This is a genomic window from Pseudoalteromonas sp. NEC-BIFX-2020_002 (genome assembly GCF_013002825.1).
Lineage (GTDB): Bacteria > Pseudomonadota > Gammaproteobacteria > Enterobacterales > Alteromonadaceae > Pseudoalteromonas > Pseudoalteromonas neustonica.
This window is the reverse complement of record NZ_JABEPJ010000010.1, coordinates 90,502-102,459: the sequence shown is the minus strand read 5'-3', so window position 1 is coordinate 102,459 and position 11,958 is coordinate 90,502. Positions and strand designations below refer to the sequence as shown.

Below are 11,958 nucleotides of genomic sequence, written 5' to 3'. Positions count from 1 at the left end.
AAAGCATAAATTGTCGACAAATGAAAGGGTTCTAAGACCAATGTAGCAGGGGGGATGAGCTTAGAGCAAAAAACAGGGCAATAAAAAACGCCAATGAGATATGCTGAATAACAGCACACATTGGCGTTGTGTCGTAGGTTAATTTATTTGGCTTCAGATCAAGCAATTATAATCAATAAAGCGCTACTTTGAAAAATTAAAGCTCTTCACTACGATATGTTTTTTTCATCAAGTGTACGTATGCATTCACAAACGCATTTTCTTGATATTTTTTAAGTCCCGTTTCTGCAAAATCGATAGGGATTGGATTTCGCTTTAACTGTTCTTTGACTTCAGTTGTGCTGAATAAATAGACATCTAATTCTTTGATCAATTGGATAGCCGTTTCCATTTTGAAGCCATTTGCACTACCTGCAAATTTACCCTTAGGGGCACGTTGACGAATTGCCACAGAGTCAATTTGGTAATCTTGCATTAATTTTGCAAAATCGAACTGAAATTTACGCATAACTTCAGTGTCGTTACCATTGCCTAAAGTAAAGCGAGTTTGGCGGATATCACGTATATCAAATACATCGTTATCTTTAGTTAAAATACACAGTAGTACGTCACTACCGGTAATTTCTACACCACATGTTCTCATTGTCATTCTCTAATAACTAGTTTAATCATATTATATCAATTAAACGTCTTAAAAACAGCGCATTTTAAAAACCTATTTCAATTGCTATCCCACTATGATCACTTACACAAATATCTTCTTCAACCAATTGGGGGTTCAGATGTGAATCAAAACTTAAATAATCTAAAGACTTTATTCGTGATAAAGCACAGTGCGTATTAAAATGACTTGAGGTCAAAATATAGTCAAGTACATTGCCTTGGCCTTTATAGTAATGACTGGGAGGCTTTTTCTGTCCCGCATCGCATTGAGTACTTAATTCATATGCATCTGATAAACCAACTACTGGTTGATCGATCTTTAAACACGAATTACTTTGCAACGGGGGGAATCCTGTGGTCATAAATGACAATGCGGGGCTGTGAATGCTATCGTTAAAATCACCCATAACAATTGTGGCACAATTTTTTTCTCGTTGTGTTTTAAGTGCATCATAGTAAACAATAGACGCTTCTAAAGAGCGAGATATTTGCGATTGCATCATACCCACTGTTTGCTGCAATACATTAAGTAACGGATCTTCTTGATTATGAATATTCAAAATATGCGCCATTGAATGCACCCGTTGTGATTTAAAGTGCACTACATAGCAGGTCAAGTCACCAAATTTAGGAATACTAAAGCTGCACTTGATAGGTGTTCTATTAAATTTAAATTCATTTTGGTTATTTAAATATTCAAGTAATTCAGGACAAGGGGTTAATTCGATACATTGCGTAAAAGGAATTTTTGAAGCAATTGCAACGACAGGGTTAAATAAGACTTGTGGATAAAGATTATCGCTTCGTGGTGCTGCCACAGTAGCGAAATGATCATAGCCTTGGTCTTTACAAAGTGTTTGCAATGCATTTGGACTAAAGACTTCCTGAAATGCGACGATAGTCGCTTGGCTTTGCTGTAAAAAACCAGTAATAAACTGCAATTTTTGTTGCCATTGAGTTGCATTATAGCGTTCATGCAATTGATAAAATGAATAAGGAGGTACCGCAAAATTAAGTAAATTAAGCGTGGCAAAGCATATACGGTTTGGCGCAGTCATTAAGTAGTCCAACAGCTAAAATTCTATGTAAGTATGAAATGCGAGGGTTATTTGTCAATTTGTCTGGCTAAATACTTGTATTTAACTGCTTCAAACGCGACAATAACTAACTGTACTTGGTAAGACTCAACAAGTGCATTAGCGTTTAACGCTGAATTTAACAATGCTTATTCGTAAAAGCGTTGTAGAGTCATTCATTTTAATTTAATAAATACATGTGATGCATTGTAGGCGTCACCACTGTAGCAAGGATTTATAATGCCAGTTATTACTCTCCCTGACGGCAGTCAGCGTAGTTTCGAAAACCCAGTAAGTACTCTTGACGTAGCGAATGATATCGGACCAGGTCTAGCCAAAGCGACTATCGCTGGTCGAGTTAATGGTACGCGCGTTGATGCATGTGATTTAATTAGTGAAGATTCTCGTCTTGAAATCATTACCGCAAAAGATGACGACGGCCTTGAGATTATTCGTCATTCATGTGCCCACTTAATTGGTCATGCGGTTAAGCAGTTGTTTCCTGATGCGAAAATGGCTATTGGTCCAACAATTGATAATGGTTTTTACTATGATATCGATATGGAGCAATCGTTATCTCAAGATGATTTAGAAGCCATTGAAAAACGCATGTTACAACTAGCTAAAACAAACTACGATGTGGTTAAGAACACCGTAAGCTGGCAAGAAGCGCGCGATGTATTTGAAGCGCGCGGCGAAACATATAAAATTGAGATTCTTGACGAAAACATCAGTAAAGATGATCGCCCTGGTTTATACCAGCATGAAGAATATGTTGATATGTGTCGTGGTCCACACGTACCAAACATGAAATTTTGCCAAAATTTCAAAATCATGAAAGTAGCCGGTGCTTACTGGCGTGGTGATTCAGATAATAAAATGCTACAGCGTATTTATGGCACCGCATGGGGCGACAAAAAACAGCTTAAAGCTTATTTAAAACGCCTTGAAGAAGCTGAAAAACGTGATCACCGTCGTATTGGTAAAGCACTTGATTTATGGCATTGGCAAGAAGAAGCGCCAGGCATGGTATTTTGGCACAACGATGGTTGGAGCATTTACCGTGAGTTAGAAGAGTTTGTACGTGAAAAATTACGTGAATACCAATATGAAGAAGTAAAAGGTCCAATGATGATGGACCGTTCATTGTGGGAAAAATCAGGTCACTGGGATAAATATTCAGATGCAATGTTCACCACTGAGTCTGAGAAGCGTGAATACGCTATTAAACCAATGAACTGCCCAGGTCACGTACAAATATTTAATCAAGGCTTAAAATCATACCGTGATTTACCACTGCGTATGGCAGAGTTTGGTTGTTGTCACCGTAATGAACCATCAGGTGCACTACACGGTTTAATGCGTGTGCGTGGCTTTACACAAGATGATGCCCATGTGTTCTGTACTGAAGAACAAATCATGGACGAAGTATCGTCATGTATTAAAATGGTGTACGACACATACGAAACGTTTGGTTTTGAAAAAATTGTTGTTAAGTTGTCAACACGCCCTGAACAGCGTATTGGTGATGACGAAATGTGGGACAAAGCTGAGCTTGCATTAGCTGACGCACTTAAAGCAAATGACATTGAATTTGATTACCTACCGGGCGAAGGTGCCTTTTATGGTCCTAAAATTGAATTTACTTTGTACGATTGCTTAGACAGAGCGTGGCAGTGTGGTACAGTGCAACTAGATTTTGCATTACCAGGGCGTTTAGGGGCAACTTATGTTGCTGAAAATAACGAACGCCGTACGCCTGTTATGATTCACCGTGCTATTTTAGGTTCTATCGAACGCTTTATCGGTATCTTAACAGAAGAGTACGCGGGCTTATTCCCAACGTGGCTTGCGCCTAAGCAAGTTGTGATTATGAATATCACAGATAAACAAGCTGGTTATGTGCAAGAAGTTGTACAAAAATTAAATAAAATTGGAATTAGAGCCACTGCTGACTTGAGAAATGAGAAGATTGGCTTTAAAATCCGTGAACATACATTAAAACGTATTCCTTACTTACTTGTTGTTGGCGATAAAGAAGTTGAACAACAAGAAGTAGCGGTGCGTACCCGCACAGGTGAAGATCTGGGCAAATTTAATGTTGATGAATTTGTCGCTAAAATTAGCGAAGAAATTAAAAATCGACTATAAAAATCCAGCGTGTAGGGCATTTACAAAACAGCTAACTACACGCTTATTATTTGATATTCTTGGAGGAACGTACTATTAGAGGCGGCAAGAAAGGGCAACAAACAGCCCAAAAAAATCGTATTAACGAAGAAATTACAGCTCAAGAAGTTCGCTTAATTGACATTGAAGGCGAACAAGCTGGAATTCAGTCATTAAAAGACGCGCAAACAATGGCTGATGCCGCGGGTGTTGATCTTGTTGAGATTAGCCCTAATGCAGAGCCGCCTGTTTGTAGAATCATGGACTACGGTAAGTTCATCTTTGAAAAAAGCAAAGAACTGAAAGAGCAGAAAAAGAAGCAAAAGCAGATCCAGATAAAAGAAATCAAATTCCGTCCGGGAACGGATGAAGGCGATTATCAGGTTAAGCTTCGCAACTTACGTAAGTTCTTAGAAGGTGGCGATAAAGCTAAAATTACCATCCGCTTCCGTGGTCGTGAAATGGCCCACCAAGAAATTGGTATAGAATTACTAAACCGTATCAAAGCCGATTTAGAAGAACTTGCAGTTGTTGAGTCTTTCCCAAATCGTGTTGAAGGTCGCCAAATGGTTATGATGATGGCACCTGTTGCTAAAAAGCAATAAACGCGCTATGATATGCACCGAATTTAGCTCAGGTCTGCAAGTAATATGTAAATATTCACCTGAGTTAACCGGTATTAAAGTAAAACTGCGGCATTTATGCTGGGTTTTCACCGGAACATGGCAGTAAGTTAGGCCTAAAAGTGGAGCTATAGAAATATATCTCACGCCTGCTTACTAATTTTAAAGCAATACATTTGGAGTTATTGCAATGGCTTATAAGCTAAAAAGTCACAGCGGCGCAGCTAAGCGCTTCAAAAAGACTGCTTCTGGCGGTTTCAAGCGTAAACAAGCGCATCTTCGTCATATTCTGACTAAGAAAACTTCTAAGCGTAAACTACACCTACGTCCTAAGATGATGGTTCATAAAAATGACCATGGTCTAGTTTCACGTATGTTACCGTTCGCTTAATAGGGGTTTTTAGAAATGGCAAGAGTTAAACGCGGCGTTGTCGCACGTGCACGTCACAAAAAAGTTTTAAAACAAGCAAAAGGTTACTACGGAGCACGTTCACGTGTTTACCGCGTAGCTTTTCAGGCTGTTACTAAAGCGGGTCAATACGCTTACCGTGACCGTCGTGCGAAGAAACGTACTTTCCGTCAATTATGGATTGCACGTATCAATGCTGCTTCACGTCAAAATGGTCTGTCTTACAGCCGTTTTATCAATGGTCTTAAAAAGACATCTGTAGAAATCGATCGTAAGATCCTTGCAGATATCGCTGTTTATGATCAAGTTGCATTCGCAGCGCTTGTTGAAAAAGCAAAAGAAGGCCTAGCGGCAGCTTAAGCTTTTTAAATAAGTACTAAAAGGGAGCCTATGGCTCCTTTTTTTGTGGCTAAAATAAAGTATGCTCAAATCATCTGTAGATATCTTTGCGGTAAGGCTCGTGAAAAGCGAGATAGTTGGTAGTGATCCCATCCTAGCTAACGCTATATAATAATTATAAATTAATGAGGTAATTAACTATTTTGAATTGGCAATCATTAGTCGACAACCGCCAACGTTTTTTCTGGGTATTACAGATCGCGGGCTGGATTGGTTATGCACTAGTAAATTATATTGGCTCAAAAGTCTTTGAAATGCGCGACATCTACGTATTCGTCATTGTACTCAATGCATATGCGGGTTGCTTAATGACTGTGCCACTGCGTTATATGTATCGCAAAGCATGGAATGCATCCCCTTGGGTGCTCATGCTTGTTGTATTTAGTGCTTCCTACGTAACAGGCACTTTATGGGCAGTTGTACAAAAGTTTAATCTGTGGGAAATATATCGACATGGTTATCGTCCTTCAGAATGGTTTTATTATTTTCAGCAAGGCTTAGACTCAGTCTATATTGTATTGTGCTGGAGTGGTTTGTACTTTGGTATAAAGTATTATCAGTTATTGCAAAGTGAGCGTCAAAAAGCATTAAAGGCTACGACGATGGCCCATGAAGCGCAATTAAAAATGCTGCGATACCAGCTTAACCCTCACTTTTTATTTAATACCTTGAATGCTATCTCAACCTTAATATTGGTAAAAGAGAATAAAGATGCCAATTTAATGGTGTCTAAGTTAAGTGACTTTTTGCGTTATACACTTAATACTGATCCAATTAAGAAAGTGCCATTAGAGCAAGAGTTGCATGCACTTATGTTGTACCTTGAGATAGAACGAGTGCGTTTTGATGAACGTTTAAAGCTCAATGTGCAAGTAAGTGATGAAGCAAAGCAAGCATTAGTCCCTAGTTTGATATTACAACCTATAATAGAGAATGCGATTAAATACGCGATAGCTCATTTAGCGCAAGGTGGAGTGATTGATATCAAAGCACAGGTATTTGCTAATGAACTATTGTTGGAAGTAGGTGATAATGGCCCTGGCACTGAGCTAGTTAATGGTCAATTAGTTAATGCACAAGGGGTAGGGGTGGCAAACACCAAAGATCGCCTAAAGACTTTGTATGAAAATAACTATTCGTTTGTATTATCACATAATACGCCAAGTGGATTGAAAGTAAATCTGCGTGTTCCGTTTGAAAAGGCTGTGAAAAATGAGCAAGATTAAAACCCTGATTGTAGATGATGAACCGTTAGCTCGTAGAGGATTAGCGGTGAGATTAGAAGACTTTGACGATATCGAAGTGATAAAGTTGTGTAGCTCGGGCCAAGAGGCAATTGATGCATGTCTTGCAGGGAATATAGATTTAGTTTTTTTAGATATCCAAATGCCAGGTATGAATGGCTTTGAAGTTGCTAGAACATTAAGCAGTAGCGTAAGGGCGTTACCTGCTATTGTATTTGTAACCGCATTTGATCAGTTCGCAGTCAAGGCATTTGAAATTCATGCTTTAGATTATATTCTTAAACCAGTCGATGACAACAGACTAAAACAGGCGGTAGAAAAAGTGCATACTTACTTGAAGACGCAACAAGACAACGCACATAAAAAGAAATTGGCGAGTTTTGTTGCTGGAATTACGGGTAATAATTGTGAAGAGATTTTGAAAAAGTTGGCGACGGGAGATACGTTAACAGATCGTCGCTATCCAGAGTCTTTAGCCGTGAAGGAGCAAGGGGAAATAATCCGTGTGCCTGTGGCGACAATTCAATGGGTGGATGCAGCTGGCGATTATATGTGTTTGCATTGCCAAGATGGGCAAACGCATATTCTACGTAAAACGATGAAAGAACTAGAACAAGAACTCGATCCACAATTATTTGTGCGCGTTCATCGTAGTGCCATTGTAAATACAAAACAAATTAATAAATTAGTAACGCAAGTAAGTGGTGAGTATTTACTTGTACTTGATAATGGGCAAGAGTTAAAAGTAAGCCGTAGCTACCGCGATAAAGTCAAGGCAGCTTTAGCTAGCTAAATTTATTACCCAGAATTAGGGGATTAAGTTGAGTATTTTATACGCTGTGTTTTAACTAAGAGCCTTAACGTAAAAACGCGAGCAAAAGCTCGCGTTTTTGTAGGACTAAGATTTAACTAAGCAACAGTAACTATTTTCATCGTATTGGTTGCGCCAATAGTCTCCATCGTATCACCATGAGTGATGATAACGGTGTCGCCTGATTGCAATGAACCAGCGGCAACTAAGGTGCTAAGTGCATCTTTTACCATATTATCTTTTTCACATTTAGTCGAATCAAAGAACACCGGGTAAACACCACGGTAAAGCGCTGTCTGACCTAGCGTACTTGCATGACGAGATAATGAAAAAATAGGTAAACCAGAGCTAATACGAGACATTAGTTTAGCTGTGCTACCTGACTCAGTTAATGTAACGATTGCTTTTACTGAATCTAAATGGTTTGCTGCGTACATTGCAGATAAAGCGATTGACTCAGCGTTTGAAGAGAAACGGCTATCTAAACGATGTTTAGAAACGTGTGTTTCTTTTTGTGATTCAGCACCTAAACAAACACGTGCCATAGTTGCTACGGTTTCTTCAGGGTAATCGCCGGCAGCAGTTTCAGCTGACAGCATTACTGCGTCAGTACCATCAAGTACAGCATTAGCAACATCCATCACTTCTGCACGAGTTGGCATTGGGTTATCGATCATCGATTCCATCATTTGCGTTGCAGTGATCACAGTACGATTTAGTGAGCGAGCGCGGCGGATAATTAGTTTTTGCTTACCCATTAAAGCAGCATCGCCAATTTCAACACCTAGGTCACCACGGGCAACCATCACAGCGTCTGAAGCGAGAATAATATCATCAACAGCTTCAACAGTTTCAACCGCTTCAGCACGTTCAATTTTTGCTAAAAGCTGTGCATTAGAACCCGCAGCTTCAGCAAGTGAACGTACATAACGCATATCATCGCCACTGCGTGGGAATGATACTGCGATGTAATCAACGTTAATTTCAGCAGCTGTTAATAAATCTTCTTTATCTTTTTCAGTAAAAGCGGGTGCTGTTAAACCACCCCCTAAACGGTTGATACCTTTATTATTTGATAACACACCACCGACAGCAACTGTGGTATGTACTAAATGGCCTTCAACACTTACGACTGTTAATTGAATTAAACCGTCATTTAAAAGGAGTAAATCACCAGGGGCAACATCTTGTGGTAATTCTTTATAATCAATACCTACGCCATTAATATCGCCTAGGCCTTTTTCCATTTTTGCATCAAGAATGAATTTAGCACCAACAGTCAAACTTACTTTGCCTTCTTTAAACGTTGATACACGAATTTTAGGCCCTTGTAAGTCAGCTAAAATAGCAATGTGCTTACCCAATTTTTTTGCAATATCACGTACAGCTTGAGCGCGATCTTTATGATCTTGTGCAATACCGTGTGAGAAGTTTAAGCGCACTACGTTTGCACCGGCACGAATTATTTTTTCTAAGTTGTTATCTCGATCGGTTGCAGGTCCAAGGGTCGCGACTATTTTTGTGCGTCTAAGCATCAAATTCTCCTGTGAGCTTACGATGTAAGCAGGTTGACGGTTATTTTCATTATTTATATTCATAGGCTTTAGCGCAATGAAATATACAGTTTGAATAACAGGGAAGAATAGTAATTAGTTATTCTTTTGCTGTCATTATTTATACAAAATTAATATGACGACATTATGACACCGGTGTCAGGTTCCGTCAATGCACGAATAATGAAATCCCAACCGTGAAATTATCACCCTGCAACCACGGTTGTTTGATATAATCCCCGCAATGTGCGCATTTGTTTTGCGCTCGGCGTTGTATCTAATGTCTAAGTTCGCAATTTTAAGCTGCTTGGGTATAATGCGCGCGGTATTATTTTCATTTTCTAACCAATAGTTGTTACCGAGGAGGACACTAAATGCAAGTTGCATTAGTCGGGTTAGGCGTTATGGGTAAAAATCTTGCTCTCAATTTGATTGAGCAAGGAATGACACTAGTAGCTTATGATAAAAACCCGGATGCGGGCGAAGAATTACTAAGCTGTGCTAAATTACAAGGCATGGCAGATCGTTTGCACATTGTCTCTGATTTAGGTGATATGGTTAAACGGTTAACGCCACCTCGCTCAATTTTGTTATTAGTGCCAGCGGGTGAGTTAGTTGATAAAGTTTGCAGTGAACTAGTTGAAGCGGGCGTTGATTGTGACGATATTATCGTTGATTGCGGTAATAGTAATTATAAAGACGGCATCACTCGGAAGCTGAAATATCAAAACAAATTTGAATTTGCAACGATGGGAATTTCTGGCGGGGCAGAAGGTGCTCGCCATGGTCCTGCGATGATGGCAAGTGGTTCAGAAGGTGGCTGGGAGCGTGTCGAGCCATGGTTTGAAAAAGTAGCAGCAAGTTACAAGGGTGAGTCGTGTTTTGCCCGTGTAGGTCAATCTGCTAGTGGCCATTTTGTCAAAATGGTGCATAACGGTATTGAATATGCACTAATGCAGTTAATTGCAGAAATGTATCAATTACTACGTTTAGGCACTAAACGCAGTCCGCACGAAGTAGCTGAGATCTTTAATCAATGGTCTGAAGGGTCACTTAATAGTTACTTATTATCTATCTCAAGCCATATTTTATCGCTTGAAACAAATGCAGATGAAGCATTAGTTGATTTAATTGATAATAAAGTTGGCGCAAAAGGCACAGGCTTGTGGACGGCACAGAATGCGTTAGAGCTAGGCATTGCGGTTCCTTCGTTGGTTGCAGCAGTTCAAGCACGTCATTTAACAAACACAGGTGATACACACGCCGCAAAAGAAATGGCCTATGCTGCTAAATCAACCACACATGTTGAATTAGATTTAGACGAACTTAAAGATGCTTTTTTGTTTGCTAGTTTATTAGCTTATCGTCAAGGTCTTGCGCTTATCAAGGGTGCATCGCGTGCGCATCAGTGGAAAGTCGACCTGTCTAAAACATTACAAACATGGCGTGCTGGTTGTATCATTCGTGCAGATTATTTAGATAATATTGCCGAAGGTGTTGAGTTTATCGATACACTAGAAAAAGAGTCGTTAGCACTGCGTAAGATCTGTGGACAAGCAATGATGACAGGATTAGCATTTCCGGTACTGAGTTCTACACAAACGTATTTTGCGACGCTTACTACACCAAGTAATGGTCACTTAGTGCAAGCTCAACGAGATTATTTTGGTGAGCATGGTATTAAAACCCACAGCGGTGAAGTGTGCCATTTAACTGATTTAGTAGAGATTGACGCGAAAGTACGTTAATTGCTGTTTAAGTACGAAAAAGGCGCGCTAAATAGCGTGCCTTTTTCGTTTAGAAAGCTATTTGTTACCGGCTTAATTCACCACGTAAATTATCTTGCATTAAATGACGAATAGTTTCTACTTCTAGTTTTTGACTAAGTAGGTAATGTAGTTTCGTTAAGCATGCTTCTAATGTCATATCGTAACCGCTGATCACACCAATATTGAGTAATGCGTTACCTGTTGCGTAACCACCCATATTAACATGGCCTTTTAAACATTGAGTAAGATTGACGATAACCATACCTCGTTTACTGGCGCTGGAAAGTATTTCTAGAAAATCTGGATCTTGTGGCGCATTACCAACACCAAAGCTTAATAACACTAAAGCTTTAATATTATCATTTACTAAGCTTTTTACAACAGCGTGGCTGATCCCAGGATATAAATATAAAACCCCAATAGGCTGTGGTGTTATTTTAGTTATTTGAAGTTCGTTCTCAACGTAAGGGCTCAGCTGTCCCTTTAGTAATTGAATGTTAATACCGGATAATGCCAATGGATCAAGGTTAGGGGATGCAAACGCATCAAATCCGTCAGCGTGTGCCTTAGTGGCGCGATTACCACGAAATAGTTGATTATTAAAAAAGAGACTTACTTCTGCGATAGGGTAATTAGCCGCTAAATACATGGCATTGAGTAAATTTACTTGGCCATCAGATCGCAGTTGCGAGAGCGGAATCTGTGAGCCAGTAACGATGACAGGTTTTGTTAAGTTCTCAAACATAAACGACAATGCTGATGCAGTATACGCCATGGTATCGGTACCATGAAGCACCACAAAGCCATCGTAATCTTGGTATTTGCTTTTAATATCGTCAGCAATTAATTGCCAATGAGCAGGGGACATATCTGAAGAGTCGATTAGTGGGCAATACTCGTGAATATCGAATAGGGGCATTTCATCACGATTAAATTCAGCATTGTTTTCTACGGTTTGCGTTAAAAAACCTTCAGCGGGAATATAGCCTCGGCTCGATTTTTTCATCCCAATCGTACCGCCAGTGTATGCGATATAAATACGTTTACGTTTCATAAAAAAGCCCAGTAAAAAAACTGGGCTTAGTATAACGGTTAGTGGCTGCGATTACAGCTTATATACCTAAACTACCTCAAGATGCAGAATTCAGCGTTTCACAGGTGCTTAATATCAAGGCGTTACTTTGCAAGAATGGCAGTCCCTTTTAAGAAGTAACAACGATGAGAGTAAGTACCTGTGAAACG

At 39.5% G+C, this 11,958-nt stretch carries 11 protein-coding genes; 7 read left to right on the top strand and 4 right to left on the bottom strand.

Annotated features, from left to right (window positions below; all coding sequences use genetic code 11):
• Positions 1-196 precede the first annotated feature (196 nt).
• Both HJP15_RS12685 and HJP15_RS12680 read right to left on the bottom strand, forming a co-directional pair.
• The gene (locus HJP15_RS12685; protein ID WP_054204704.1) at positions 197-643 is read right to left on the bottom strand and encodes a DUF3010 family protein; all 447 of its coding nucleotides are present in this window, start codon (positions 641-643) and stop codon (positions 197-199) included.
• 64 nt (positions 644-707) lie between these two features.
• Positions 708-1,721, bottom strand: a complete 1,014-nt coding sequence (locus HJP15_RS12680; RefSeq protein ID WP_169327393.1) for an endonuclease/exonuclease/phosphatase family protein — start codon at positions 1,719-1,721, stop codon at positions 708-710.
• A 258-nt stretch (positions 1,722-1,979) separates the two neighbouring features.
• Between HJP15_RS12680 and thrS the strand changes: the two genes are divergently transcribed.
• From thrS to HJP15_RS12650, 6 genes are all read left to right on the top strand, one after another.
• Positions 1,980-3,890, top strand: a complete 1,911-nt coding sequence (gene thrS / locus HJP15_RS12675) for a threonine--tRNA ligase (protein ID WP_054453059.1) — start codon at positions 1,980-1,982, stop codon at positions 3,888-3,890.
• A gap of 59 nt (positions 3,891-3,949) precedes the next feature.
• Positions 3,950-4,513, top strand: a complete 564-nt coding sequence (infC, locus tag HJP15_RS12670) for a translation initiation factor IF-3 (RefSeq protein WP_082355596.1) — start codon at positions 3,950-3,952, stop codon at positions 4,511-4,513.
• A gap of 208 nt (positions 4,514-4,721) precedes the next feature.
• Positions 4,722-4,922 (top strand): 50S ribosomal protein L35, encoded by a 201-nt coding sequence (gene rpmI / locus HJP15_RS12665; protein ID WP_002960713.1) that lies wholly within the window; start codon positions 4,722-4,724, stop codon positions 4,920-4,922.
• Between the two features lie 15 nt (positions 4,923-4,937).
• Positions 4,938-5,300 carry a 50S ribosomal protein L20 gene (rplT, locus tag HJP15_RS12660; RefSeq protein ID WP_004587841.1) on the top strand — a complete coding sequence of 121 codons (363 nt, stop codon included), beginning with the start codon at positions 4,938-4,940 and terminating at the stop codon, positions 5,298-5,300.
• 182 nt (positions 5,301-5,482) lie between these two features.
• Positions 5,483-6,565 carry a sensor histidine kinase gene (locus tag HJP15_RS12655; protein WP_054204701.1) on the top strand — a complete coding sequence of 361 codons (1,083 nt, stop codon included), beginning with the start codon at positions 5,483-5,485 and terminating at the stop codon, positions 6,563-6,565.
• Positions 6,552-7,376, top strand: a complete 825-nt coding sequence (locus tag HJP15_RS12650; protein WP_054204700.1) for a LytR/AlgR family response regulator transcription factor — start codon at positions 6,552-6,554, stop codon at positions 7,374-7,376. Before HJP15_RS12655 ends, HJP15_RS12650 begins: the two co-directional genes overlap by 14 nt.
• A 116-nt stretch (positions 7,377-7,492) precedes the next feature.
• On the opposite strand, the gene pyk is transcribed toward HJP15_RS12650, so the two are convergent.
• On the bottom strand, positions 7,493-8,929 hold the full coding sequence (gene pyk / locus HJP15_RS12645; protein ID WP_054204699.1) for a pyruvate kinase: 1,437 nt from the start codon (positions 8,927-8,929) through the stop codon (positions 7,493-7,495).
• Between the two features lie 392 nt (positions 8,930-9,321).
• On the opposite strand from pyk, the gene gnd reads away from it, so the two are divergent.
• The gene (gene gnd, locus HJP15_RS12640; RefSeq protein ID WP_054204698.1) at positions 9,322-10,695 is read left to right on the top strand and encodes an NADP-dependent phosphogluconate dehydrogenase; all 1,374 of its coding nucleotides are present in this window, start codon (positions 9,322-9,324) and stop codon (positions 10,693-10,695) included.
• A gap of 64 nt (positions 10,696-10,759) precedes the next feature.
• Here gnd and ansA read toward each other — a convergent pair whose 3' ends face one another.
• Positions 10,760-11,770 carry an asparaginase gene (gene ansA / locus HJP15_RS12635; protein ID WP_054204697.1) on the bottom strand — a complete coding sequence of 337 codons (1,011 nt, stop codon included), beginning with the start codon at positions 11,768-11,770 and terminating at the stop codon, positions 10,760-10,762.
• Positions 11,771-11,958 lie beyond the last annotated feature (188 nt).

Bases quoted from the DNA above. Each gene is read 5' to 3' on its own strand.
- HJP15_RS12685 (WP_054204704.1), bottom strand. From the start codon at position 643: ATGAGAACATGTGGTGTAGAAATTACCGGTAGTGACGTACTACTGTGT.
- HJP15_RS12680 (WP_169327393.1), bottom strand. From the start codon at position 1,721: ATGACTGCGCCAAACCGTATATGCTTTGCCACGCTTAATTTACTTAAT.
- thrS (WP_054453059.1), top strand. From the start codon at position 1,980: ATGCCAGTTATTACTCTCCCTGACGGCAGTCAGCGTAGTTTCGAAAAC.
- rpmI (WP_002960713.1), top strand. From the start codon at position 4,722: ATGGCTTATAAGCTAAAAAGTCACAGCGGCGCAGCTAAGCGCTTCAAA.
- rplT (WP_004587841.1), top strand. From the start codon at position 4,938: ATGGCAAGAGTTAAACGCGGCGTTGTCGCACGTGCACGTCACAAAAAA.
- HJP15_RS12650 (WP_054204700.1), top strand. From the start codon at position 6,552: ATGAGCAAGATTAAAACCCTGATTGTAGATGATGAACCGTTAGCTCGT.
- pyk (WP_054204699.1), bottom strand. From the start codon at position 8,929: ATGCTTAGACGCACAAAAATAGTCGCGACCCTTGGACCTGCAACCGAT.
- gnd (WP_054204698.1), top strand. From the start codon at position 9,322: ATGCAAGTTGCATTAGTCGGGTTAGGCGTTATGGGTAAAAATCTTGCT.
- ansA (WP_054204697.1), bottom strand. From the start codon at position 11,770: ATGAAACGTAAACGTATTTATATCGCATACACTGGCGGTACGATTGGG.